Origin of the sequence: Jatrophihabitans cynanchi, from assembly GCF_027247405.1 — a bacterium.
Lineage (GTDB): Bacteria > Actinomycetota > Actinomycetes > Mycobacteriales > Jatrophihabitantaceae > Jatrophihabitans_B > Jatrophihabitans_B cynanchi.
Genome location: NZ_CP097463.1, coordinates 2,467,967 through 2,491,824, shown reverse-complemented (window position 1 = coordinate 2,491,824; position 23,858 = coordinate 2,467,967). Strand labels below are relative to the sequence as shown.

Sequence of the window (23,858 nt, the reverse complement as noted above, 5' to 3'; positions counted from 1 at the left end):
TACCGCAACCTGTCGCCGCAAACCCTGACACTCTGCACAGGATGCCCAGCTGACAGGCCTAAAGGCCTGACAATCTGCCTAACCCGTGGCGTGGCGGTCAGCCGCGGATCGCCGCCACCAGCGCGATGAGGGCGAACCCGGCGAACAGCACGCCGGCCACCCGATGCACCAGGTGCAGCCGAAGCCGGCGCACCAGCACCTTGCCGATGACGGTCGCCAGCGCGGCCACCGCGACCAGCGCGGCGAACGCGCCCACCCCGGTCGCCACCGCATGCTGCAGGCCGTCCTTGCGCGCCACCAGCCCGGCCGTCGCGATCTGGCTGGCGTCGCCCCACTCGGCCGCGAACAGCACGCCGAAACAGGTCAACACGATTCGCCAGAACGGCCGCGACTCGCGGTGTTCGGCCAACTCGACGTCGTCGTCGTCCGGCTCCAGCGACTCGCGGATCAGCAGCACCGCCCCGATCGCGAACAGTGCCGCCACCACGGCCTCGACCGCCCGGCGCGGCAGCAGGGTGATCACGCTGCCGGCCGTGGCCGCGATCGCGCACTGCACGGCGAAGGCCGCGGCAACCCCCACGAGAACCGGACGCGGGCGGTACCGCGTCGACAGCACCAGCGTCGCGACCAGCGTCTTGTCCGGCAGTTCGACCAGCACGATCACGCCGAACGCGATCGCCGCGGCTGCTAGAAAGGTCACGGGCGTCCATCCTGCCGTGTCGTCCGGGCATCCGGGCTCGCCGCCCCTAGCCTGGTGAGGATGTCCACCACCTACGTCGCGGTTTTCGCGCTGATCATGGCCTACGTCGCCCTCGTCGCGGCGTACTGCGCGCTGCGGACGCTTGCCAAGGTGCGCCGGGCGACGACGCTGCTCGCGCGGGGTACCCGGGGTGAGCAGGGGCAGGAGTCACTGCTCGAGGCCACCAGCCGGCACGCCGAGCTGACCACCGCAGCGCTGCAGGAACTGGCCGAGCTGCGCGAGTTCACGGCCAGTGCCCGCGAGGAGGCGCTCGCCGCGGCGCAGGCCGGTGCCGCCGACGTCGCGGGCGTGCTGCAGCACGTGGCGCTGGTGCGCTACGACGCGTTCCCCGGCGTGTCCGGGCGGATGTCCTTCTCACTCGCACTGCTGGACGAGCGCGGCGACGGGGTGACGATCAGCGCGCTCGCCGGGCAGAGCGATACCCGGGTGTACGCGAAGGGCGTCGCCGCGGGCAAGGGCGAGCACGAGCTCTCGCCCGAGGAGGCGCAGGCCGTCACGTCCGCCCTGCAGAAGCAGCGCGGCGGGCTGCTCGCCCGCAAAGCCGGCTGACCACCATGCTCCCGTTCTCGTTGAGTGGCGGCTTTCGCGTTGAGTGGCGACCTGTAACCCGCCACTCAGCCGCTAACCCGCCACTCAACGGGGGAGGACGGCGGCCATGAGCACGCTCGCCTTCCTGGGCCCCGAGGGGACCTTCGCGCACGCCGCGCTGCTCGGGCTGGACGCGGCCGCGGGCGCGACGCTGCAACCGATGGCCACCGTCACCTCGGCGATCGACGCGGTGCGTTCCGGCGCGGCGGACGGCGCGCTGGTGCCGCTGGAGAACTCGGTCGAGGGCGCGGTGCCGGCGACACTGGACGAACTGGCGGGCGGCGAACCGCTGGTGATCGCGGCCGAGGCGTACCTGCCGGTCAGCTTCGACCTGCTCGCCCGGGACGGGACGGCGCTGGCCGACGTCCGCACCGTGGCCACGCACCCGCACGCCGAGGCGCAGGTTCGCCGGTGGCTGCAGGCTAACCTGCCCGGCGCCCAGGTGGCGATGGTGGGCTCGACGGCCGGCGGAGCGCAGGCAACGGCCGCCGGCGAGTTCGACGCCGCGATCAGCGCGCCGGTTGCCGCAGGACTGTTCGGCCTGACCGCGCTCGCGCGCGACATCGCCGACAACCCCGGCGCGGTCACCAGGTTCGTGCTGCTCACCCGCCCGGCCGCCCCGCCGGCACGCACCGGCAACGACCGCACCACGCTGGTCGCCTACCTGCGCGCGGACCACTCGGGCGCGCTGCTGGAGATCCTGACCGAGTTCGCCTCCCGCGCCGTCAACCTGACCCGCATCGAGTCCCGGCCGACCAAGGGACGGATCGGCCAGTACTGCTTCTCCATCGACTGCGAGGGGCACATCTGCGACGAGCGGGTGGGCGACGCGATCGCCGCGCTGCGCCGGGTGTGCGCCGACGTGCGCTACCTCGGCTCGTACCCGCGCCGCGACGGCGTCCAGGGCCCGGTGCCGGGCGGGCGCACCGACGGCGACTTCACCGACTCCCGGGCCTGGTTGGACCGGGTCCGCGGGACGGGCGCGTCCTGAGCGCTACGTGTTCGACGGGGCTCGCCTGCTGACCGGTCCGACCTGTTCCTTTGCGCAGTGAAGCGCGGCGCCGGGCTGGCTACAGGTAAAGGCCGGTGTTCGCGTCGTTGCGCTCGGCCGCGACCGCATGCAGGTCACGCTCGCGCAGCAGCAGGTACTGGTCGCCGGCGATCTCGACCTCGTGGTGGTCGTCCGGGCTGAACAGGACGCGGTCACCGACCTCGACGGCGCGCACGTGGTTGCCGACCGCGAGCACCTCGGCCCAGATCAGCCGCTTGGCCACCGAAGCGGTCGCCGGGATCAGGATGCCCCCGGACGAGCGCCGCTCGCCCTCGTCCCGCGGCTCCTTCACCAGCACGCGGTCGTGCAGCATCTTGATCGGCAGCCGATCGGTCACCTCGGGGTCCCCGCGAACGTGCGGAGTGTTGGGTACGGCGCAGGTTTGCGGGGTGAGCTCACCGGCCCAGCCTACGAGGCGCGCTGCGCCTACGGTGACCGCATGCCCGCCAGCGGTGGCCGGATGCGCAACCAGCCGCCACCGCCGCGCGTCCGGTTCGAGGGCAGCCAGGGCAGCCGGCCTTGCGAATCCTGACCGGCCGGAGGCCCCGCACGCGCTCTGCGCAGTCGGCCGCCCAGGCGGCGAGAACGCGGCGTTCGGCTTCGCTCAAAGCCTGAGGTGATCCCATCAGCAACCTCCAGCGGCACGAGCGTAGCGAGCGGATTCGGGGGTGAAGCTGTCTCAGCCCCAGCCGAGCTCGTGCAAGCGGGCCTCGGAGATACCGAAGTGGTGCCCGATCTCGTGCACCACGGTCACCGCGACCTCGTGTGCGACCTCGTCCTGCGTCGCGCAGATCGCGAGGATGGCCTCCCGGAAGATGGTGATGGTGTCCGGCAGCGCGAACGTGTAGTCGTGTGTGCGCTCGGTGAGGGCGATGCCGTGATAGACACCCAAAAGGTGCGGATCATCCGGGTCCCGGTCCGCGATCTGGATGACCACATTGTCCAGCAGCCGCAGCAGTTCGTCCGGCAGGGTGTCGAGGGCGTCGTCGACGAGTTGACCGAATCGATACCTGGAAACCGTTATCACCAGGCAAGTCTGCCCTCAGGATGGACTAGGCTCGGCCACCGCTTGTGGCTGCGGTCACCTGAAGCCAGTGCGGGCGACGAGGCCCGCGAGAGAGAGGACGACATGCTGAACTCATCTCGAACAACCCGGCTACTCGCCGTGGCTGCGGCCGCAGCGTTAGCCGTGTCGCTCGGCGCGTGCGGCGCGGGGAAGAAGAAGAGCGACAACTCCAGCCCGGCGCCGGGCGGCAGCGGGAGTTCGTCCGCGACGGGCAGCAAGGCGATCACCATCGGCACGACCGACCAGGTCGTCGCTCTCGACCCGGCGGGCTCGTACGACAACGGCTCGCTGCTGCTCGAGGACAACATCTACCAGTTCCTGATGAACGTCCCCGCGGGCGGCAAGGCGCCCGCGCCCGATGCTGCCGACAAGTGCGGCTTCTCCTCGCCGACCGAGTACACGTGCACGCTCAAGCAGGGGCTGAAGTTCTCCAACGGCGATCCACTGACGGCCGATGACGTGGTGTTCTCCTTCAACCGCATCAACAAGATCAACGACCCTAACGGTCCCGCCTCGCTGATCGGCAACATGACCAAGGTCGAGGCCAAGGACGCCAGCACGGTCGTCTTCACGCTCAAGAACCCGAACGACCAGACCTGGCCGTTCGTGCTCGGGACCTCCGCCGGGCCGATCGTCGACAGCAAGGTGTTCCCGGCCGACAAGCTGCTCTCGGACGACAAGGTCGTCGGTTCCGGGCCGTTCATGCTCGGCAGCTACAACAAGAACTCGCTGGTGCAGCTCAAGGCGAACCCGAACTACACCGGCCCCAACAAGGCCAAGGCCAGCGACATCACGCTGAAGTACTACACCGAGTCGAACAACCTCAAGCTCGACGTGCAGAGCGGTGCGATCGACATCGCGTGGCGCAGTCTCGCCCCGACCGACGTCGAGAGCCTGAGCAAGGACAGCAACGTCAAGGTGCTGACCGGCTCCGGCGGCGAACTGCGCTACATGGTGTTCAACTTCAAGACGATGCCCGGCAACAACGACGCGCAGAAGCTGGCCATCCGGCAGGCGATCGCGTACTCGGTCGACCGCAATGACCTGGCGACGAACGTCTACAAGGGCACCTACCAGCCCGCCTATTCGATGATCCCGCAAGGTATCGCCGATGCGACCGAGCCGTTTAAGGACACCTACGGCGACGCGCCGAACAAGGACAAGGCCAAGCAGACGCTCACGGCCGCCGGCGTCACCACTCCGGTGAACCTGAACATCGACTACACCACCGACCACTACGGACCGACCTCGGCGGACGAGTGGAACGAGATCAAGCGCCAACTCGAGTCGACCGGGCTGTTCAAGGTTAAGATCAACGGCACGGCCTGGACGACCTACAACGCCGAGCGGGTGAAGGACACCTACTCGATCTACCAGCTCGGCTGGTTCCCGGACTTCGTGGACGGCGACAACTACCTCGGCCCGTTCCTCGCCGAGAACAACTTCGTCCACGCGCACTACTGCGACCCGGGTGCCCAGAACCGGCCGTGTGACAAGGACGGCGTGCTGCCGCTCCTGACCCAGGAGGAGACCAAGGCCGGCGCCGAGCGCACGGATGCGTTCAAGCAGATCCAGGAGAAGCTGGCCACCGGCACCCTGCCGCTGCTGCCGCTGCTCTCGGGCAAGCAGGTTGCCGTGACCGGCAAGGGGATCAGCGGTGTCCAGGACACCCTGGACCCCACCTATCAGTTCCGGATGTGGCTGTTCAGCAAGAGCTGACACCGCTCCGCCCGGGCAGTGCGCCGGGCACGCCAGAACGGCGTGCCCGGCGCCTGCTGAGGTTCGCACGAAGGGCCCGCATCCGAGGTGGCCACCACCAAGAGTTCGTCCGGATCACTGCGCACCTACCTGATCACCCGGTTACTGCTGGTGATCCCGATGGTGTGGATCCTCGTCACCGTCGTCTTCTTCACCGTCCGCGGTATCGGCGACCCCATCAAGTCCGCCTTCGCCGGCCACCTGTCCGACGCCGAGATCGCCAAGCGGGAGCACGCGGCCGGGCTGGACAAGCCCCTGCTGGAGCAGTACTGGCACTACATCACCAGCGTCGCGCACGGGAACTTCGGCAAGGCGCTGACCGAGAACACCCCGATCAGCCACATCCTCATCGTCAACGGCGCGGCCACCCTCGAGCTGTCGTTCTGGGCAGTGATCGTCGCGCTGGCCGTCGGCATCCCGCTCGGGCGGGTCGCGGCCCGCTACCGCGACCGGCTGCCGGACGTGGGCCTGCGGCTGTTCGCGGTCCTGGCGTACGCGGTGCCGGTGTTCTTCCTCGGCCTGCTGCTCAAGCTGCTGTTCGCGATCAAGCTCGGCTGGCTGCCGGCCAACGGCCGCGCCGGCGGGCAGATCGAGCCGCTGCTGAACAGCGTTTCGCCGAACACGCACATCTACGCGATCAACGCGATCCTGTACGGCGATCCGTCCTACTTCTGGGACGTCATCAAGCACGCGGTGCTGCCGGCGATCACACTCGGGTTGCTCGTCGCAGGCGTGTTCCTGCGCCTGGTGCGCGTCAACCTGCTGCAGACACTGCGCTCGGACTACGTCGAAGCCGCGCGTGCCCGCGGCGTGCACGAGGGCAGGGTGGTACGCAAGCACGCGTTCCGCAACGCGCTCATCCCGGTCGTCACCGTGATGGGCCTGCAGATCGCGGCGCTGCTCGGCGGCGCGGTGCTCACCGAGACCACCTTCGAGTGGCAGGGGCTCGGCTACAAGCTCGCCTACTTCCTGAACCGGCGTGACTTCGTCGCGGTACAGGGCATCGTCACTGCGGCGGCGGTGATCGTCGCGCTGATCAGCTTCGTGATCGACGTCATCGCCGCGCTGATCGACCCGCGGGTGAGGTACTGAGCATGAGCATCAACTTGCCCGAACTCGAGAGCACCGAGGTCGCCGTCGCGGTCGCGCCGAGCGGCCGGCGGCACAGCCGGATCCCCGGCATGGACGCGATGCGGGCCACGTCCGGCTTCCAGCGCGGCATGCTGGTCGCCGGCATCGTCATCGTGCTGTTCTTCGCCGTCGTCGCGATCTTCGCGCCGCTGCTCGCGCCGTACGGCTTCAACGACGCTTCCGCGAACGGCAAGTTCTTCATCCGGCTCTCGCCGCCGTCGGGGCAGCACTGGTTCGGCGTCGCGTCCGGCGGCGAGGACGTGCTGTCGCAGGTGATCTACGGCGCTCGCACCGCGCTCGAGGTGATCATCCTCGCGGTGGTGCTCTCGATCGTGATCGGGGTGCCGCTCGGTCTGGTCTCCGGTTACCTCGGCGGCTGGCTGGACCGGGTGCTCGTGCTGATCACCGACTCGCTGTTCGCCTTCCCGTCATTGCTGCTCGCGATCATCGTGTCGATCTCGATCAATCACGGGCAGAACACCCAGGGCGGCGGCATCTTGTCCGCGGCCATCTCGATCACCGTCGTCTACGTGCCGCAGTACTTCCGCGTGGTGCGTAACGCGACCGTAGCCGCGCGCGAGGAGCCGTACGTCGAGGCGGCGCGTGCCATCGGCGCGCCACCTCGGGTGCTGATGACGCGGTACCTGTTCGGCAACGTGGTGCAGAGCGTGCCGGTGATCGCCACGCTCAACGCCGGCGACGCGATCCTCACCCTCGCCGGGCTGGGCTTCCTCGGCTACGGCATCGAACCGTCCGCCGGGGCCGAGTGGGGTTACGAGCTGAGCAAGGCGGTGAGCGACGCCGGGAACGGGCAGTGGTGGACCTCGCTCTACCCGGGACTGGCGATCGTCCTGATCGTGGTCGGCGTGACGCTCGTGGGCGAGTCCCTCAACGACGTGCTGAACCCGTTGCTCCGCACCGCGAAGGTCACCGATGTCGAGCTGCCCGCCCTGGAAGCGGGGAGCTACCGTGAGCGCTGAGCACGTGATGGACGTCCGCGACCTGCGGGTCTGGTACGCCGGGCCGGCCGGTCCGGTCCGCGCCGTCGACGGCGTCTCGTTCGCGCTGCGGCCGGGCGAAGTGCTCGGCCTGGTCGGCGAGTCCGGCTGCGGCAAGTCGACGCTCGGACGCGGCCTGATGGGCCTGCTCCCGCGCGGCGCCGCGATCGACGGGCAGATCCGGTTCGACGGCACCGAGATCCTCGCACTGCCGCGCAAGCAGCGCGAGCGGCTGCGCGGTGCCGGCATGGGGCTGATCTTCCAGGAGCCGATGACCCGGCTGGACCCGTTGATGCGCGTGAGCGAGCACTTCGAGGAAGCGATCAAGACGCACGAGCGCTCGCTGTCACGGCACGATCGGCGCAACCGCGCGCTCGACGCGCTGCGTTCACTCGGGATCCCGCCGACGCGCTACCGCAACTACCCGCACGAGTTCTCCGGCGGCATGCGCCAGCGGATCATGATCGCGCTGGCGCTCGCGTTGCGTCCGAAGTTCATCATCGCCGACGAGCCGACGACCGCACTGGACGTGCTGGTCGAGGCCCAGATCCTGCGCATCCTCGCCGACATCCGCGAGACGTACGCGCCGGCCATCTTGCTGATCACGCACAACCTCGGCATCGTCGCCGAGGCGTGCGATCGGGTCGCGGTGATGTACGCCGGGCGCATCGTCGAGCAGGGTCCGGTGCGCGAGGTGTTCGCCAACCCGCAGCATCCGTACACCCGGGCGCTGCTGTCCTCGACGATCTCGCTGAGCACGCAGGAGCTGGTGTCCATCCCGGGTGCCCCGCCGGACCTCGTCGACCCGCCCGCCGGCTGCCGGTTCCACCCACGCTGCTCGCACGCGATGAACGTCTGCCTGACGTTTCCGCCGCTGGTGCAGCGCGACGCGCAGCTGGCCGAGTGCTGGCTGCTCGCCGACGAGCTGACCGACGAGCAACGCCGGCCACTGCAACGCGAGGAGGTGTCCGTTGCCGACGAAGCCTGACGTGACGTCCGCGGGCGCTCCGCTGCCGGCGGGCGAGCCGATCGTCGCGATCCGCGACCTGAACGTGCACTTCGCGCTGCGCACCAACTCGCTCTCTCGGCTGGTCGGCGGCTCGGCCGGCTCGGTCAAGGCGGTCGACGGGGTGAACCTCGACCTCGCGCCGGGCGAGGTGCTCGGCCTGGTCGGCGAATCCGGTTCGGGCAAGTCGACGCTCGGGCGCGCGCTGCTCGGGCTGGTCCGCCCGACAGGCGGCAGCATCCGGTACCGCGGCCGGGAGCTGGTCGGGCTGTCCGAGTCGACGATGCGCCCGCTGCGCCGCAACCTGCAGATGGTCTTCCAGGACCCGGGCGCGTCGTTCAACCCGTCGATGACCGTCGGCGGCGCGATCGCCGACGCGTTGCGCATCCACGGGCTGTTCCCGGGCAAGGGGGAGCGGCGAGCTGCCGTGGCCACCGCACTGGAGCGGGTCGGCCTCGCTCCGGCCGGCCGGTTCATCGACAAGTACCCGGCCGAGCTGTCCGGCGGCCAGAAGCAGCGTGCTGTGATCGCCCGCGCGATCGCGCTCGGCCCGGAGCTGCTCGTCGCCGACGAGCCGATCTCGATGCTGGACATGAGCGTGCGCGCGAAGATCCTCGGCCTGCTCGACGAGCTCAAGCGCGACCTCGGGCTGACCTACATCTACATCACGCACGACCTGGCCAGCGCCCGGTTCTTCTGCGACCGGATCGCGATCATGTACCTCGGCAAGATCGTCGAGATCGGCCCCACCGAGCAGATCTTCGAAGAGCCGAGGCACCCGTACACCAAGGCGCTGCTGCGCGCGGTGCCCGATCCGGATCCGTCCCGCGGCGTGGCCCGCGACCTGCCCCGCGGCGAGGTGCCCGACGCGTCCGACCCGCCGGCCGGCTGCCCGTTCCATCCGCGCTGCTCGCAGGCCTTCGCCCCGTGCGGGTGGCAGGCGCGCGACCTGCCGATGATCCTCGAGCAGCGCTGGACGGAAGTCCCACCGGATCAGTACGCCGACGAGTCGGCGATCGCCGGCGACCTGACGATCGAGGAGCCCGCACCGCAGGTGGCGCTGGTCAAGCCGGGGCGCGGTCCGGCCGAGGACCTGCTCGACCTGCTCGAGCAGGAGCGGCGCCGCGACCCGGACGAGCCGCTGTGGACCGGCGTCGTGGGCATGGGCGTGGACGGCGGCGCGGTGCGGATGGAGTTCGTACCGCGCGCGGTGCCCCGGCTGCTGCCCGTGGCCGGTACGTCCGTGGAGGTGTCCTGTCACCTGTACCACGAGCCCGTCCCCGAGCAGTGAGCGTGGCACCGCGGGCGCGGTTCGCACTCGCCGCGGGGTCGGGTCGGCTCTGACCCACTATCTCGGCATACTGCACGCCGACGAGCGGTGGAACTGGGCTAGCGGTGGAACTGAGCTACCGGTGGAACTGGGCTACCGGTGGAACTGCGGGACGATCAGGTAGATGCCGAACAGTGCGGCCGCCGCGCACGCGGTGAAGCACGAGCCCGCGACCACATAGCCGCGTACCCGGCCCGTACCGGCCCGGCCCGTACCGGCCCGGCCCGTACCGGCCCGGCCCGTACCGGCCCGAGCCGTATCGGCTTGAGCCGCGCCGACGACTCCGAGCGCGAACACCACGGCGATGCCCACGCCGAAGGCCAGACTCACCCATGCCACCTTCGCCAGGTCTGCCCAGTGGATCATTGCTGCTCCCTTCAGGCGGCGACGGCCGGCACCGAAGCGGCCAGCTCGACGGCGGGTTCCGGTACCCCGTTGACGTTGTCCGCAGTCACCGGCTGACGGCGCGAGTGTCGGTAGATCGCAGCGACGGCGAGGAGAGCCAGCGCCGCCACCACGGCGACGCCTGCGTTCCCGGTGGACGCCACCTTCGCCGCCACGCCGCCGACCAGCGCGGCCATGGGCAGCGTGACCAGCCAGGCCATCGCCATCCGTCCGGCCAGCGTCCAGCGCACCTGCGCGCGCCGGCGGCCCAGCCCGGCCCCGAGGATGCCGCCTGCGCACACGTGCGTGGTCGACAGCGCGAAGCCCAGGTGCGACGAGGCGAGCAGCACGGCGGTCGAGGACGTCTCGGCGGCGAAGCCCTGCGGCGCCTCGATGTCAGTGAGCCCCTTGCCCATCGTCCGGATGATCCGCCAGCCGCCCGCGTAGGTGCCGGCCGCGATCGCCAGCCCGGCCGTCACGATCACCCACAACGGGGGGCCGGAGTCGGCAGGCAACGCGCCGGCCGAGATCAGCACCAGGGTGATGACGCCCATCGTCTTCTGCGCGTCACCCGTGCCGTGCGCCAGCGAGACCAGCGATGCGGACACGGTCTGCCCGGCGCGGAAGCCGCGCTGCACGGTGCTGCGGCGGGTGCGCCGGATGATCCGGTAGACGGCGGACGTCGCCAGCAAGGCGACCAGGCCGGCCACCAGCGGCGACGCGAGCGCGGGCAGCAGGATCTTCGAGACGACCGCGTCGAAGTGCACGGCGCCCGAGCCGGCGGCGACGAAGACCGCGCCGATCAGGCCGCCGAACAAGGCATGCGACGACGACGACGGCAGCCCGGCCAGCCACGTGACCAGGTTCCACACGATCGCGCCGACCAGGCCGCCGAAGATGATCGCCGGTGTCACCCGGGTCTCGTCGACCAGGCCGCCGGAGATGGTCTTGGCGACCGCGGTCGACAAGAACGCTCCGGCCAGGTTCAGCACCGCGCAGATCGCGACGGCCACCTTCGGCTGCAACGCGCCGGTCGCGATCGAGGTCGCCATCGCGTTGGCGGTGTCGTGGAAGCCGTTGGTGAAGTCGAACACCAGGGCCGTCACGATCACGACGATCACCAGGAAGGAGATGTCCACGCCTGGCACGCTAGGGCGATCAGGTGAACGTCTCCGACGTCCAGGTGAACGGCAGATGAACAGATTGGCCCGGCCGATAGCCTGGTCACTGTGATCGACCTCAGAGTGCTGCGCGACGACCCCGACCTGGTGCGCGCGTCCCAGCGGGTCCGCGGCGCGGATGAGGGCGTGGTCGACGCGCTGCTCGCCGCCGACGACGCCCGGCGTGCCGCGGTGGCCCGGGCGGATGCGTTGCGTGCCGAGCAGAAGGCGGCCAGCAGATCGGTCGCGAAGGCCGGTGCGGACGAGCGCGCTCACCTGCTCGCGCGGGCGAGGGATCTCGCGGCGCAGGTGAAGGCGGCCGAGGCCGACCAGGCCGCCGCCGACGCGGCGCTGCGGGCGGCCCAACTCGCGGTGCCGAACGTCGTCGAGGACGGCGTGCCGCCCGGTGGCGAGGACGACTTCGTGACCCTGGAGACGGTCGGGATCGTGCCCGAGGTCGCCGAGCCGCGTGACCACACCGAGATCGGCGCGGCGCTCAGGGCGATCGACACCGAGCGTGGCGCCAAGGTCAGCGGCGCGCGCTTCTACTTCCTCATCGGGGTCGGCGCGCAGCTCGAGCTGGCGCTGGTCAACCTGGCCATGGAGCAGGCCGCCGCGGCCGGCTTCGTCCCGGTCATCGCGCCCGCGCTGGTGAAGCCGGAGACGATGGAGGGCACCGGCTTCCTCGGCGCGCACGCGGCCGAGGTGTACAAGCTGGCCGACGACGAGCTGTACCTGGTCGGCACGTCCGAGGTGGCGCTCGCCGGCTACCACGCGAACGAGATCCTGGACCGCGACAGCCTGCCGCTGCGCTACGCCGGCTTCTCCTCGTGTTTCCGCCGCGAGGCCGGTTCGTACGGCAAGGACACCAAGGGCATCATCCGGGTGCACTGGTTCGACAAGGTCGAGATGTTCTCCTACGTGCCCGCCGAGGACGCGCGCGAGGAGCACCAGCGGCTGCTCGCCTGGGAGCGGCAGTTCCTGGACACGCTCGAGCTGGCCTACCGGGTGATCGACGTGGCGGCAGGTGACCTGGGCAGCTCGGCCGCACGCAAGTACGACTGCGAGGCGTGGTTCCCGTCGCAGGGCACGTACCGCGAGCTCACCTCGACGTCCAACTGCACGACGTTCCAGGCGCGCCGGCTCAACATCCGCACCCGCGGGGCGGCCGGCAACGAGCCGGTGGCCACCCTGAACGGGACACTGTGCGCGATCGCCCGCACGATCGCCTGCCTGCTCGATCACCACCAGCAGCCGGACGGCTCGGTGTACGTGCCCGCCGCGCTGCGTCCGTGGCTCGGCGGCCGCGAGGTGCTGACGCCTGCATGAACCCCGCTACGGCAGGCAACTCGATCCGGATGCTCGCGACCGATCTGGACGGCACGCTGCTGCGCTCCGACGGCACGGTGTCCGACCGCACCCGCGCGGCGCTGCGCGCTGCCGACGACGCCGGGCTGCTGATCGCGTTCGTCACCGGCCGTCCGCCGCGTTGGCTGGACGAGGTGATCGAGACGACCGGGCACCTGGGCGTGGCAGTCGGGGCGAACGGAGCGGTGCTGTACGACCTGGCGCGCGAGCTGGTGCTGCGCGCGCACTTCCTGCAGCCGCCGGCGCTGGCCGAGCTGGCCCGTGACCTGCGTGCGGCGTTCCCGGACGTGCAGTTCGCGGCCGAGTACGGCCACGGCTTCGCGGCCGAACCCGGCTACGTGCACGACTGGCAGATCAACCCGCGCGCCGACCGGCAGGGCCGGCCGATACCGCCACCGGTCGTCGGCGAGCTGACCGAGATCCTCGCGCAGCCGGCCGTCAAGCTGCTCGCCAAGGACCGCGGCGCCGATGCCGACGACTTCCTGACCCTGGCCGGCGACGTGATCGGCGAGCGGGCCAGCGTGACCCACTCGTCCTCGTTCGGTCTGCTGGAGATCGGCGCGCCGGGCGTCACCAAGGCCAGCGGGCTGGCCGACCTGGCCGGCTCGCACGGCATCAGCGCGGCGCAGATCGTGGCGGTCGGCGACATGCCCAACGACGTGCCGATGCTGGTCTGGGCCGGGACGAGCTACGCCGTGGCCAACGCGCATCCGGCGGCGGTGGCAGCGGCGGGCGCGGTGCTGGGCAGCAATGACGAGGACGCCGTGGCCGTCCTGATCGAGTCGCTGCTGGCCGGCTGATCGCGCCGGCGGGTCAGAGGTACTGGCCGGTGCCGCGCTCCGGCCGCTCCTCGCCGGGCTCGCCGAGCCGCCCGCCCGGCACGATCATCTGCCCGCCGGGGCCGACGATCACGTGCTGCTCACCGACGCCGGGCGGCAGGGCGCGGCCGCGCATCTGCTCCAGCTGGGCACGGGCGGCCATCTGCTGGGCGAACAGCGCCGTCTGGATGCCGTGGAACAGGCCCTCCAGCCAGCCGACCAGCTGGGCCTGGGCGATCCGCAGCTCGGCCTCGGACGGCACCTCCGAACCGAACGGCAGGCTCAGCCGGTCCAGCTCCTCGCGCAGTTCGGGCGCCAGGCCGTCCTCGAGCTCGTGGATCGAGGACTCGTGGATCTCGCGCAACCGCTGCCGGCCCGCCTCGTCCAGCGGAGCGGCCCGGACCTCCTCCAGCAGCTGCTTGATCATCGTGCCGATGCGCATCACCTTCGCCGGCTGCTCGACCATGGCGGTCAGCTCCTCGGCGTCGGACGGCTCGGCCGGCTCGATCTCGTTCTTGGCCCGCTCGTCGGCGTCGGACGGCTCGGGCTGCGGGTGCTGGATGTCATCGCTCACCCGTCCAGTCTTACGCACCACCCCCGGCACGCAACCAGGCGCTACCCGGCGACGCGCATCAGCACCTTGCCGATGTGCTCGCTGGACTCCACCAGCCGGTGCGCTTCGACCGCGTCGTCCAGGGTCAGGACGCGGTCGACGACCGGCCGCACCGTGCCGGACTCGATCAGCGGCCACACCTGCAGCTGCGTCTCGGCGACGATTGCCGCCTTCTGCGGCAACGGCCGGGCGCGCAGTCCGGCGGCGTGCACGGTGAGCCGCTTGGCCAGCGTCGTGCCGAGATCCAGCTCGCCCTTGCGCCCGCCCTGCAGGCCGAGCACGATCAGCCGGCCGCCGACGGCGAGCGAGCGGACATTGCGCGGCAGGTAGACGGCGCCCATGTTGTCGAGCACGACGTCCACACCCGCGTTGTGCGTTTCGGCGAGGACGCGCTCGTCGAAGACCTCGTCGCGGTAGTTGATCGCAACCTCCGCGCCGAGTTCGCGGCAGAAGGCGGCCTTGCGCGGCGTGCCGACGGTGACGAACACGGTTGCGCCGCGCGCGCGGGCGAGCTGGATCGCCATCGTCCCGATCCCGCTGGACCCGCCGTGCACGAGCAGCCGCTCGCCGGGCTGCAGCCGGCCGGCCTGCGCGCCGAAGACCATCGACCACACGGTGCACGCGACCTCGGGGAGCGCGGCCGCGTCGACCAGCGACACACCCTGCGGCGCGCGCATCAGCTGTCCGGCCGGCACCGCGACCTGCTCGGCGTAGCCGCCGCCGGCCAGCAGCGCGCACACCGCGTCACCCACCCGCCAGCCGGTGACGGCCGCGCCGACTGCTGCGATGGTGCCGGAGCACTCCAGCCCCAGGTACGGCGAGGCGCCCTGCGGCGGCGGGTAGTTGCCCTGCCGCTGCAGCAGGTCCGCCCGGTTTACCGCGGTCGCGGCCACGGTGACGAGCACCTCGCCGGGTGCGGGCTCGGGTGCGGGCACCTCCTGCACCCGCAACACCTCGGGGCCGCCTGGTTCGGTGATGACGACAGCGCGCATCCGCCGACCGTAGCGCGCGCCCCCCTTCGTTGAGTGGCGGGTTACGCGTTCAGTGGCGGGCTATAGGTCGCCACTGAACGCAGAAGTCGCCACTCAGCGGAGCGATCGGGGGGTGCGGCCGGCTGGGGCAGTCTGGGATACCAGACGGCGTGCGTGCGCGGTGGCGGCTGGCCCGGCCCGGGCGGCACAGTGGGCGTCATGGAGCGCATCACCGTGGACGTCGGGCCGCTGACCGAGCCGGACGTCGTGGCCGTGGCCCGCCACGGCGCCGGCGTGCAGCTCGGCGCGGCCGCCCTCACCGCGATCGAGGCGTCCCGCGCGATTGTCGACTCCCTCGCCGACGACATCGAGCCGCACTACGGCATCTCCACCGGCTTCGGCGCGCTGGCCACCAAGCACATCGCACCCGAGCAGCGCGCCCTGCTGCAGCGTTCGCTGATCCGCTCGCACGCGGCGGGCTCCGGCCCCGAGGTCGAGCGCGAGGTGACCCGCGCGCTGATGCTGCTACGCCTGTCCACACTGGCCACCGGGCGCACCGGCGTCCGACCGCCGACCGCGCGCCTGCTCGCCGAGCTGCTCGACAACGGCATCACCCCGATCGTGCGAGAGTTCGGCTCGCTCGGCTGCTCCGGCGACCTGGCGCCCCTCGCGCACGTCGCGCTCGCGCTGATCGGCGAGGGGACGGTGCGCACCGCGGACGGCGCCGAGCTCCCCGCCGCCGAGGCGCTGCGCGGGCACGGCCTGGAGCCGGTCGAGCTGGCCGAGAAGGAGGGCCTGGCGCTGATCAACGGGACGGACGGCATGCTCGGGCAGTTGCTGCTCGCGTGCACCGACCTGGACCTGCTGCTGCGCACCGCCGACCTCACCGCCGCGATGAGCGTGGAGGCGATGCTGGGCACGGCGCGGGTGTTCGCGGCCGACCTGCAGGCGCTGCGGCCACAACCGGGCCAGGCGGTCGCCGCCGCGAACATGCGAGCGCTGCTGGCCGGCTCGCCGATCATCGCCAGCCACACCGGGCCGGACTGCCCCTACGTCCAGGACGCCTATTCGATGCGCTGCGCGCCACAGGTGGCCGGTGCCGCCCGCGACACCCTCGCGCACGCGCGCCTGGTGGCCGGCCACGAACTCGCCAGCGCCGTCGACAATCCGGTGATCACCCCTGACGGACGGGTCGAGTCCAACGGCAACTTCCACGGCGCGCCCGTCGCGTACGTGCTGGACTTCCTCGCGATCCCGGCGGCGGACGTCGCGTCCATGAGCGAGCGGCGCACCGACCGGATGCTCGACGTCGCGCGCAGCCGAGGCCTGCCGCCGTTCCTGGCCGACGATCCGGGCGTCGACTCCGGGCACATGATCGCGCAGTACACCCAGGCCGCGATGGTGTCCGAGCTCAAGCGGCTCGCGGTGCCGGCCAGCGTCGACTCGATCCCGTCCAGCGCGATGCAGGAGGACCACGTCTCGATGGGCTGGTCGGCGGCGCGCAAGCTGCGCCGGTCGGTCGACGCGCTGACCCGGGTGCTGGCGATCGAACTGCTCACCGCGGCGCGCGCCCTGGACCTGCGCGGCCCGCTGCACCCCGGGCCGGCCACCGGCGCGGTCGTCGCGGCGTTGCGCGAGCGCGTCGCCGGCCCTGGTCCGGACCGTCACCTGTCCCCGGAGGTGGAGGCGGCAGTGGAGTTCGTCCGCTCGGGCGCCGCTGTCGCCGCCGCCGACGCCGCACTGCCCGCACCACTGGCCTGACCCGAGCTGAAGGAGACGCCATGATCAGCGCGCCGCACGGCACCGCGCTCACCGCCCGCGGCTGGCACACCGAGGCCCCGCTGCGGATGCTGCAGAACAACCTCGATCCCGAGGTGGCCGAGCACCCCGAGGAGCTGGTCGTCTACGGCGGCACCGGCAAGGCCGCGCGCGACTGGCCGAGCTACCACGCCATCGTGCGCACCCTGACCGACCTCGAACTGGACGAGACGCTGCTGGTGCAGAGCGGCAAGCCGGTGGGCGTGATGCGCACCCACGAGTGGGCACCGCGCGTGCTGATCGCGAACTCCAACCTGGTGGGCGACTGGGCCAACTGGGACGAGTTCCGCCGCCTCGAGCACCTGGGCCTGATGATGTACGGGCAGATGACCGCCGGCTCGTGGATCTACATCGGCACCCAGGGCATCCTGCAGGGCACCTACGAGACGTTCGCCGCCGTCGCCGCGAAACGCTTCGCCGGCACGCTCGCGGGCACCATCACGCTGACCGCCGGCCTCGGCGGGATGGGCGGCGCGCAGCCCCTGGCCGTCACCATGAACGGCGGCGTCGCCATCTGCATCGACGTCGACCCGAGCCGGATCGCGCGCCGCATCCAACACGGCTACCTGGACGTGCGCGCCGACAGCGTGCGGCAGGCGCTGAACCTCGCTGTCGAGGCGCGTGACGCCAGAAAGCCGCTGTCCATAGGCCTGTTGGGCAACGCCGCCTCGCTCGTCCCGCAACTGCTCGCGAACGACGCCCCGATCGACATCGTCACCGACCAGACGTCCGCCCACGATCCGCTGGCCTACCTGCCGATCGGCGTCGAGTTCGACGACTGGCGCGATTACGCGGCGCGCAAGCCCGAGGAGTTCACCGGCCGGGCCCGCGCCAGCATGGCGCGGCACGTCGAGGCGATGGTCGGCTTCCAGGACAGGGGCGCCGAGGTCTTCGACTACGGCAACTCGATCCGCGGCGAGGCGAAACTGGCCGGCTACAACCGGGCCTTCGACTTCCCGGGCTTCGTCCCCGCCTACATCCGCCCGCTCTTCTGCGAGGGCAAGGGCCCGTTCCGGTGGGCGGCGCTGTCCGGGGATCCGAAGGACATCGCCCGTACCGACAAGGCGATTCTCGACCTGTTCCCCGAGAACGAGTCCCTCGCGCGCTGGATCACGCTGGCCCAGGAGCGGGTGCACTTCCAGGGCCTGCCCGCGCGGATCTGCTGGCTCGGCTACGGCGAGCGCGATCGCGCCGGCCTGGAGTTCAACCGGCTGGTCGGCAACGGCGAGATCAGCGCGCCGATCGTCATCGGACGCGACCACCTGGACTGCGGATCGGTCGCTTCCCCGTATCGGGAAACCGAATCCATGCTGGACGGCTCGGACGCGATCGCCGACTGGCCGCTGCTCAACGCGATGGTCAACGTCGCGAGCGGCGCGTCATGGGTGTCGATCCACCACGGCGGCGGCGTCGGGATGGGTCGCTCCATCCACGCCGGGCAGGTCAGCGTCGCGGACGGGACGGAGCTGGCGGCCGCCAAGCTCGAGCGGGTCCTCACCAATGACCCCGGCATGGGCGTGATCAGGCACGTGGACGCAGGCTACGAGCGGGCCACCGAGGTGGCCGCCGAACGGGGCGTCCGCGTGCCGATGCGGGAGGGCTGATCGGCCACCGGCCACCCCCGCACCGGCTACAGCATGAGCGCCAGCATGTAGCCGCTCGCGCCGATCATGGCGAGCTGGCAGCCCGCCGTCGCCGCGGGCGCAACCGAAGTCCCCGCCCGGTGCGCCCGGCCTGCCGCCGGCACGCTGCGTACCGCGACCGCCGCCAGCGCGAGGACGAACAGCACGGTGAGCGCGGGAACCGCGGCCAGGTTCGTCGGGCCCTGCGGGGTGGTCATGCCGGGCATGGCCATCACGGCGTGCGGCCCGTGCGCCGCGAGCATGTACAGCATCGCCGCGCAGAGCAACGCCTCGCGCAGCGGGTGAGCCGCCGCGGCGCGCCCGTGCAGCACGTAGGCGTGCACGCCGCGGCAGAGGAACCACAGCGTCGGGATCGCCATCGCCACGGCCCAGCCTGGCTCGCGCGCGGGCGGCCCGAGCAGCATGGCCGCCATCGCCGCGCCCATCGCGGCGTGCGCCAGGTTGACGTCCAGTTCACAGGGCCGTCCGGACAGCCGTGCGGCGAGCGGCCGGCCCAGGTGGTGCGCGGCGGTCAGCGCCATGGCACCGGCGAGTGCCAGGTCCAGCCAGCCGACATTCGCCACAAACCGCTCCCCTCGCGTCCGGTGCACGGCACGGCGCTCTCGGCGGAGCATCCGGCTCCCGCGGCGACCCGGCAAGAGCAGATTAAGTGGCTGCTTAGGTTGCCGTTGACATTGCCCGCCGCGGGGCGCCCACTGTGCGCACACCCACGAGTGGAAGGGGCCGCCGATGCAGGTTCCCGCGCCGTTCGAGTACGAACGGGCCTCCAGTGTCGAGCACGCCATCGGATTGCTGGACCGGCTGGGTGACGGCGCGCGCCTCGTCGCCGGCGGCCACAGCCTGCTGCCGATGATGAAGCTGCGACTGGCCAACTTCGAGTACCTGATCGACATCAACGACCTGCACCGCGAGCTCGGCTACATCACCGTCGAGAGCGGGCAGATCCGCATCGGGGCGATGACCCGGCACCGCGAACTGCTCGAGTCCGCCGACCTGGCCGCCGCCTTCCCGATCTTCGCCGACGCGGAGCGGGTGATCGCCGACCCGATCGTGCGCAACCGCGGCACGCTGGGCGGTTCGCTGTGCCAGGCGGACCCGTCCGAGGACCTGTCCGCGGTGTGCACGACGCTGAACGCCACCTGCGTCATCCGCGGCAGTGGCGGCGAGCGGGTCGTCACGATGGACGAGTTCCATCGCGGCCCGTACGAGACGGCGGTCGGGGACGCGGAGATCCTGACCGAGGTCCGCTTCCCGATCAGGCCGGGCGGTTCGAGCGCGTACGAGAAGGTCGAGCGACGCGCCGGCGACTGGGCCGTGGTGTCCGCGGGGGCGGCGGTGTGGCTCGACGGCGGGGTCATCGCCGACGCCCGGGTGGGGCTCGCGGCGGTCGGGCCGAACACGACCGGGCTTCCCGAGATCTCGGCCGCACTGCGCGGCCAGGCGCCGACCGAGGAGATGTACGCGCTGGCGGGCGAGATCGCCGCGCGTAGCTGCAGCCCGGCGAGCGACATGCGCGGCAGCGAGGAGTACAAGCGGCACCTCGCGGACGAACTGACCCGGCGGACGCTGCGTCGCGCCGTCGCCCGCATCAACGAGAGGGGATGAGCATGCAGGTGACGATGAGCGTCAACGGCGAGGAGGTCACCCGCGAGATCGAGGGCCGGCTGCTGCTCGTGCACTTCTTGCGCGATCACCTCGGCCTCACCGGGACGCACTGGGGCTGTGACACCAGCAACTGCGGCACCTGCGTGGTGTGGCTCGACGGCGAACCGGTGAAGTCCTGCACCGTGCTGGCCGCGATGGCCGGCGGCCACGAGGTCCGGACCGTCGAGGGCCTCGAACAGGAGGGCGAGCTCGACCCGGTCCAGAAGGGCTTCATGGCGTGCCACGGCCTGCAGTGCGGCTTCTGCACCCCGGGGATGATGATGACGGCCCGGGCGCTGCTGGATCGCAACCCCGAACCCACCCAGAGCGAGATCCGCGAAGCGATCTCCGGGCAGATCTGCCGGTGCACCGGCTACGCCACGATCGTCCGATCCATCCAGTGGGCTGCCGCCGAGCAGGCCGGCACCCGCACGAGCGTCGGGGCGGGGAGCGCGTCATGACCAGCCTGCAGGACCGACCGCGCACCGAGTTCGAGGACAACGACCAGCACCCGGTCGGCCACGGCCGGATGCTGCGCAAGGAGGACCCGCGCTTCATCCGTGGCAAGGGACGGTACGTCGACGACCTGCAGCTGCCCGGCATGCTGCACCTGGCGATCCTGCGCGCGCCGATGGCCCACGCGCGGCTGGTGAGCATCGACACCAGCGCGGCGCAGGCACATCCGAAGGTGAAGCTGGTGGTGACCGGCGCGATGCTCGCCGAGAAGGGCCTGGCCTGGATGCCGACCCTGTCCAACGACGTGCAGGCGGTGCTGGTCACCGACAAGGTGCGGTTCCAGGGTCAGGAGGTCGCGTTCGTCGTCGCCGAGGACCGGTACTCGGCGCGGGACGCACTGGAACTGATCGACGTCGAGTACGACGTGCTGCCCGCCGTGGTCGACGTCCGGACGGCACTCGACCCGTCCTCGCCGGTCATCCGCGACGACCTGGACGGCAAGACCGACAACCACTGCTTCGACTGGGAGACCGGGGATGCGGCGGCGACCGAGGCGGTGTTCGCGAAGGCGGAGGTCGTCGTCAGCCAGGACATGGTCTACCCGCGCGTGCACCCCGCCCCGATGGAGACGTGCGGCGCGGTCGCGGACTACGACTCCATCGACGGCCAACTGACGCTCTACTGCACGACCCAGGCGCCGCATGCGCACCGCACCCTGTACGCGATCGTCGCCGGCCTGCCCGAGCACAAGATCCGGATCCGGGCGGGCGACATCGGCGGCGGCTTCGGCAACAAGGTGCCGATCTACCCCGGCTACGTGTGCGCGATCGTCGCCTCACTGCTCACCGGCAAGCCGGTCAAGTGGGTGGAGGACCGTTCCGAGAACCTGACCAGCACGTCGTTCGCGCGCGACTACGTCATGCGCGGGGAGATCGCCGCCACCAAGGACGGCAAGATCCTCGCGGTCCGCACCAACGTGCTCGCCGACCACGGGGCGTTCAACGGGCAGGCCGCGCCGGTCAAGTACCCGGCCGGCTTCTTCGGCGTCTTCACCGGCAGTTACGACCTGCAGGCGGCGTACGCCAAGCAGACCGCCGTCTACACGAACAAGGCACCCGGCGGCGTCGCCTATGCCTGCTCCTTCCGCATCACCGAGGCCGTGTACCTCGTCGAACGCCTGGTCGACTGCCTGGCGGACGAGCTGAAGATGGACCCGGTCGCCTTGCGGATCAAGAACTTCATCCAGCCGGACCAGTTCCCGTACACGACCAAGACCGGGTGGATCTACGACTCCGGCAACTACGAGGCGACGATGCGCGAAGCCATGCGGATCGCCGACTACGACGGCCTGCGCCGTGAGCAGGCCGAGAAGCGCGAGCGCGGCGAACTGATGGGCATCGGTATCTCGTTCTTCACCGAGGCGGTCGGCGCGGGACCGCGCAAGGACATGGACATCCTCGGTCTGGGCATGGCCGACGGCTGCGAGTTGCGCGTGCACCCCACCGGCAAGGCGGTCGTGCGCGTCTCCTGCATGAGCCAGGGGCAGGGGCACGAGACGACGTTCGCGCAGATCATCGCCGAGGAGATCGGCATACCGCCGGCAGACATCCAGGTCGTCAACGGCGACACCGACCAGACGCCGTTCGGGCTGGGCACGTACGGCAGCCGGTCAACGCCGGTGTCCGGGGCGGCGGCGGCACTCGTGGCGCGCAAGGTGCGCGACAAGGCGCGCATCATCGCGTCCGGGATGCTCGAGGTCTCGGTGGCCGACCTGGACTGGGACAAGGGCTCCTTCCACGTCAAGGGTGACCCGACGAAGTCGGTCACGATCCAGGACATCGCGATGAGGGCGCACGGCGCGGGCGACCTGCCCGAGGGCGTGGAGGGCGGGCTGGAAGCGCAGATCTGCTACAACCCGGAGAACCTCACCTACCCGAACGGCGCCTACATCTGCGTGGTCGATGTCGATCCGGGGACAGCTGTCGTCAAGGTGCGTCGGTTCGTCGCGGTGGACGACTGCGGCACCAGGATCAACCCGATGATCATCGAGGGCCAGGTGCACGGCGGCCTCGCCGACGGCGTGGGGATGGCGCTGATGGAGATGATCGCGTTCGACGAGGACGGCAACTGTCTCGGCGGATCGCTGATGGACTATCTCATCCCGACCGCGCTCGAGGTCCCGGACTGGGAGACCGGTGCGACGGTGACGCCGTCACCGCACCACCCGATCGGCGCGAAGGGCGTGGGGGAGTCGGCCACTGTCGGCTCGCCGCCCGCCGTCGTCAACGCGGTGATCGACGCGCTCACGCCGTTCGGCGTCCGCCACGCGGACATGCCCTTGACGCCGTCACGGGTCTGGGATGCGATGCAGGGCCACCCGCACCCGCCCATCTGAGCCGGAGCCGCCGATGACCAGGTCCATGTCCACCCGGGTGATGGAGTTGACGGCCGCCCGCGTCCCGTTCGTGCACGCGACCGTGGTGCGCGCGCAGGTGCCCACCTCGGCCTGTGCCGGTGACGACGCGATCATCCTGCAGGACGGCGCGATCGAGGGTTTCGTCGGCGGCCAGTGTGCCGAGGGCTCGGTCCGGACGGCGGCGGTCGACGCGCTGCGGACCGGCGAGAGCGTGCTGCTGCGAGTCCTCCCGGACGACGCCGCCGACTTCCCGGAGACACCCGGTGCCCGGGTCGTCGTGAACCCGTGCCTGTCCGGCGGCGCGCTGGAGATCTTCCTCGAGCCGATGCTGCCGCCGCCGTTGATCCAGGTGGTCGGGAGCACGCCCATCGCGCGCGCGGTCGTCGCGATCGCGGACGTGCTCGGCTATGCGACGGCTCCGTCCTCGCCCGGCACGGCACCGGGCGAGGCGGCCGCGGTGATCATCGCGACCCACGGGCGGGACGAGCACGCGACGATCCGGGCGGCACTGGACGCGGGGGTGCGCTACATCGCGCTCGTGGCGAGCCCGCGGCGTGGAACCGCGGTGCTGGACGAGCTGGCCCTGACCGAGGCGGAGCGGGTCCGCGTCAGCACGCCCGCCGGCCTGGACATCGGGGCGCGGACGGCACCCGAGGTGGCGCTGTCGATCCTTGCCGAAGTGATCACCTCGGTACGCGCCAGGCACGGTGCGGAACCGCTCGTCGCGGCCGCTGCCCCTGCGCGCGCCGTCGATCCGGTCTGCGGCATGACGGTCACGGTCATGCCGGACACCCCGCACCTTGCCGTCGGGGGCGAGGACTTCTGGTTCTGCAACCCCGGCTGCCGCGACCGTTACGCGGCGCAGGTCGGGACGTAGCA

General features: G+C 71.1%; 23 protein-coding genes. 15 read left to right on the top strand and 8 right to left on the bottom strand.

The window, feature by feature from the left end; all coding sequences use genetic code 11:
* Positions 1–97: 97 nt before the first annotated feature.
* Positions 98–700 (bottom strand): TMEM165/GDT1 family protein, encoded by a 603-nt coding sequence (locus M6B22_RS12170; RefSeq protein ID WP_269441816.1) that lies wholly within the window; start codon positions 698–700, stop codon positions 98–100.
* Positions 701–760: 60 nt separating this feature from the next.
* Between M6B22_RS12170 and M6B22_RS12165 the strand changes: the two genes are divergently transcribed.
* Together M6B22_RS12165 and pheA are read left to right on the top strand one after the other, a co-directional pair.
* Positions 761–1,309 (top strand): DUF4446 family protein, encoded by a 549-nt coding sequence (locus tag M6B22_RS12165; protein WP_269441815.1) that lies wholly within the window; start codon positions 761–763, stop codon positions 1,307–1,309.
* A 106-nt stretch (positions 1,310–1,415) separates the two neighbouring features.
* Positions 1,416–2,339 carry a prephenate dehydratase gene (gene pheA, locus M6B22_RS12160; protein ID WP_269441814.1) on the top strand — a complete coding sequence of 308 codons (924 nt, stop codon included), beginning with the start codon at positions 1,416–1,418 and terminating at the stop codon, positions 2,337–2,339.
* 79 nt (positions 2,340–2,418) lie between these two features.
* Here the strand turns inward: pheA and M6B22_RS12155 are convergent, their stop codons facing one another.
* Positions 2,419–2,712: a GroES family chaperonin gene (locus M6B22_RS12155; RefSeq protein ID WP_407935693.1), complete on the bottom strand. Its 294-nt coding sequence runs from the start codon at positions 2,710–2,712 to the stop codon at positions 2,419–2,421.
* Positions 2,713–3,078: 366 nt separating this feature from the next.
* Positions 3,079–3,429, bottom strand: coding sequence for a metallopeptidase family protein (locus M6B22_RS12150; RefSeq protein WP_407935692.1), 351 nt, complete (start codon positions 3,427–3,429; stop codon positions 3,079–3,081).
* Between the two features lie 135 nt (positions 3,430–3,564).
* On the opposite strand from M6B22_RS12150, the gene M6B22_RS12145 reads away from it, so the two are divergent.
* From M6B22_RS12145 to M6B22_RS12125, 5 genes are all read left to right on the top strand, one after another.
* Positions 3,565–5,184: an ABC transporter substrate-binding protein gene (locus M6B22_RS12145; RefSeq protein ID WP_269441811.1), complete on the top strand. Its 1,620-nt coding sequence runs from the start codon at positions 3,565–3,567 to the stop codon at positions 5,182–5,184.
* 159 nt (positions 5,185–5,343) lie between these two features.
* On the top strand, positions 5,344–6,315 hold the full coding sequence (locus tag M6B22_RS12140) for an ABC transporter permease (protein ID WP_407935691.1): 972 nt from the start codon (positions 5,344–5,346) through the stop codon (positions 6,313–6,315).
* A 2-nt stretch (positions 6,316–6,317) separates the two neighbouring features.
* Complete coding sequence (locus M6B22_RS12135; protein WP_269441809.1) at positions 6,318–7,334, top strand: ABC transporter permease; 1,017 nt, start codon at positions 6,318–6,320, stop codon at positions 7,332–7,334.
* Positions 7,324–8,340 carry an ABC transporter ATP-binding protein gene (locus M6B22_RS12130; RefSeq protein ID WP_269441808.1) on the top strand — a complete coding sequence of 339 codons (1,017 nt, stop codon included), beginning with the start codon at positions 7,324–7,326 and terminating at the stop codon, positions 8,338–8,340. The genes M6B22_RS12135 and M6B22_RS12130 overlap by 11 nt, the downstream gene beginning before the upstream one ends.
* Entirely contained in the window at positions 8,324–9,649 is a 1,326-nt protein-coding gene (locus M6B22_RS12125; RefSeq protein WP_269441807.1) for an ABC transporter ATP-binding protein, read from the top strand. The genes M6B22_RS12130 and M6B22_RS12125 overlap by 17 nt, the downstream gene beginning before the upstream one ends.
* Positions 9,650–9,781: 132 nt before the next feature.
* Here M6B22_RS12125 and M6B22_RS12120 read toward each other — a convergent pair whose 3' ends face one another.
* Entirely contained in the window at positions 9,782–10,054 is a 273-nt protein-coding gene (locus M6B22_RS12120; RefSeq protein ID WP_269441806.1) for a hypothetical protein, read from the bottom strand.
* An 11-nt stretch (positions 10,055–10,065) separates the two neighbouring features.
* Entirely contained in the window at positions 10,066–11,211 is a 1,146-nt protein-coding gene (locus M6B22_RS12115; protein WP_269441805.1) for an inorganic phosphate transporter, read from the bottom strand.
* Positions 11,212–11,301: 90 nt separating this feature from the next.
* Here M6B22_RS12115 and serS point away from each other — a divergent pair, with 90 nt between their 5' ends.
* Positions 11,302–12,561: a serine--tRNA ligase gene (serS, locus tag M6B22_RS12110; protein WP_269441804.1), complete on the top strand. Its 1,260-nt coding sequence runs from the start codon at positions 11,302–11,304 to the stop codon at positions 12,559–12,561.
* A complete protein-coding gene (locus M6B22_RS12105; protein ID WP_269441803.1) occupies positions 12,558–13,400 on the top strand; it encodes an HAD family hydrolase in 843 nt (280 codons plus the stop codon). The genes serS and M6B22_RS12105 overlap by 4 nt, the downstream gene beginning before the upstream one ends.
* Before the next feature lie 13 nt (positions 13,401–13,413).
* On the opposite strand, the gene M6B22_RS12100 is transcribed toward M6B22_RS12105, so the two are convergent.
* Together M6B22_RS12100 and M6B22_RS12095 are read right to left on the bottom strand one after the other, a co-directional pair.
* On the bottom strand, positions 13,414–13,992 hold the full coding sequence (locus M6B22_RS12100) for a bacterial proteasome activator family protein (RefSeq protein WP_269441802.1): 579 nt from the start codon (positions 13,990–13,992) through the stop codon (positions 13,414–13,416).
* Between the two features lie 41 nt (positions 13,993–14,033).
* Positions 14,034–15,023 carry an NAD(P)H-quinone oxidoreductase gene (locus tag M6B22_RS12095; RefSeq protein WP_269441801.1) on the bottom strand — a complete coding sequence of 330 codons (990 nt, stop codon included), beginning with the start codon at positions 15,021–15,023 and terminating at the stop codon, positions 14,034–14,036.
* 198 nt (positions 15,024–15,221) lie between these two features.
* On the opposite strand from M6B22_RS12095, the gene hutH reads away from it, so the two are divergent.
* Positions 15,222–16,763 (top strand): histidine ammonia-lyase, encoded by a 1,542-nt coding sequence (hutH, locus tag M6B22_RS12090; protein WP_269441800.1) that lies wholly within the window; start codon positions 15,222–15,224, stop codon positions 16,761–16,763.
* A 20-nt stretch (positions 16,764–16,783) separates the two neighbouring features.
* Positions 16,784–18,424 carry a urocanate hydratase gene (hutU, locus tag M6B22_RS12085; protein WP_331459731.1) on the top strand — a complete coding sequence of 547 codons (1,641 nt, stop codon included), beginning with the start codon at positions 16,784–16,786 and terminating at the stop codon, positions 18,422–18,424.
* A gap of 26 nt (positions 18,425–18,450) precedes the next feature.
* Here the strand turns inward: hutU and M6B22_RS12080 are convergent, their stop codons facing one another.
* Positions 18,451–19,026 (bottom strand): DUF5134 domain-containing protein, encoded by a 576-nt coding sequence (locus M6B22_RS12080; protein ID WP_269441799.1) that lies wholly within the window; start codon positions 19,024–19,026, stop codon positions 18,451–18,453.
* Between the two features lie 166 nt (positions 19,027–19,192).
* Between M6B22_RS12080 and M6B22_RS12075 the strand changes: the two genes are divergently transcribed.
* Genes M6B22_RS12075 through M6B22_RS12060 form a run of 4 tightly spaced genes read left to right on the top strand, consistent with a single transcriptional unit; the run spans position 19,193 to position 23,856 of the window.
* Positions 19,193–20,068 carry an FAD binding domain-containing protein gene (locus M6B22_RS12075; protein ID WP_269441798.1) on the top strand — a complete coding sequence of 292 codons (876 nt, stop codon included), beginning with the start codon at positions 19,193–19,195 and terminating at the stop codon, positions 20,066–20,068.
* 2 nt (positions 20,069–20,070) lie between these two features.
* Complete coding sequence (locus M6B22_RS12070) at positions 20,071–20,568, top strand: (2Fe-2S)-binding protein (protein ID WP_407935690.1); 498 nt, start codon at positions 20,071–20,073, stop codon at positions 20,566–20,568.
* Positions 20,565–22,958 (top strand): aerobic carbon-monoxide dehydrogenase large subunit, encoded by a 2,394-nt coding sequence (locus M6B22_RS12065; protein ID WP_269441796.1) that lies wholly within the window; start codon positions 20,565–20,567, stop codon positions 22,956–22,958. The genes M6B22_RS12070 and M6B22_RS12065 overlap by 4 nt, the downstream gene beginning before the upstream one ends.
* A 13-nt stretch (positions 22,959–22,971) precedes the next feature.
* Positions 22,972–23,856 (top strand): XdhC family protein, encoded by an 885-nt coding sequence (locus M6B22_RS12060; RefSeq protein ID WP_269441795.1) that lies wholly within the window; start codon positions 22,972–22,974, stop codon positions 23,854–23,856.
* Positions 23,857–23,858 lie beyond the last annotated feature (2 nt).

What these genes read in the sequence shown, in the direction of transcription:
- M6B22_RS12165 (WP_269441815.1), top strand. Translation starts at nt 761, where the DNA reads ATGTCCACCACCTACGTCGCGGTTTTCGCGCTGATCATGGCCTACGTC.
- pheA (WP_269441814.1), top strand. Translation starts at nt 1,416, where the DNA reads ATGAGCACGCTCGCCTTCCTGGGCCCCGAGGGGACCTTCGCGCACGCC.
- M6B22_RS12155 (WP_407935693.1), bottom strand. Translation starts at nt 2,712, where the DNA reads ATGCTGCACGACCGCGTGCTGGTGAAGGAGCCGCGGGACGAGGGCGAG.
- M6B22_RS12140 (WP_407935691.1), top strand. Translation starts at nt 5,344, where the DNA reads ATGGTGTGGATCCTCGTCACCGTCGTCTTCTTCACCGTCCGCGGTATC.
- M6B22_RS12135 (WP_269441809.1), top strand. Translation starts at nt 6,318, where the DNA reads ATGAGCATCAACTTGCCCGAACTCGAGAGCACCGAGGTCGCCGTCGCG.
- M6B22_RS12120 (WP_269441806.1), bottom strand. Translation starts at nt 10,054, where the DNA reads ATGATCCACTGGGCAGACCTGGCGAAGGTGGCATGGGTGAGTCTGGCC.
- M6B22_RS12105 (WP_269441803.1), top strand. Translation starts at nt 12,558, where the DNA reads ATGAACCCCGCTACGGCAGGCAACTCGATCCGGATGCTCGCGACCGAT.
- M6B22_RS12095 (WP_269441801.1), bottom strand. Translation starts at nt 15,023, where the DNA reads ATGCGCGCTGTCGTCATCACCGAACCAGGCGGCCCCGAGGTGTTGCGG.
- hutH (WP_269441800.1), top strand. Translation starts at nt 15,222, where the DNA reads ATGGAGCGCATCACCGTGGACGTCGGGCCGCTGACCGAGCCGGACGTC.
- hutU (WP_331459731.1), top strand. Translation starts at nt 16,784, where the DNA reads ATGATCAGCGCGCCGCACGGCACCGCGCTCACCGCCCGCGGCTGGCAC.
- M6B22_RS12075 (WP_269441798.1), top strand. Translation starts at nt 19,193, where the DNA reads ATGCAGGTTCCCGCGCCGTTCGAGTACGAACGGGCCTCCAGTGTCGAG.
- M6B22_RS12070 (WP_407935690.1), top strand. Translation starts at nt 20,071, where the DNA reads ATGCAGGTGACGATGAGCGTCAACGGCGAGGAGGTCACCCGCGAGATC.
- M6B22_RS12065 (WP_269441796.1), top strand. Translation starts at nt 20,565, where the DNA reads ATGACCAGCCTGCAGGACCGACCGCGCACCGAGTTCGAGGACAACGAC.
- M6B22_RS12060 (WP_269441795.1), top strand. Translation starts at nt 22,972, where the DNA reads ATGACCAGGTCCATGTCCACCCGGGTGATGGAGTTGACGGCCGCCCGC.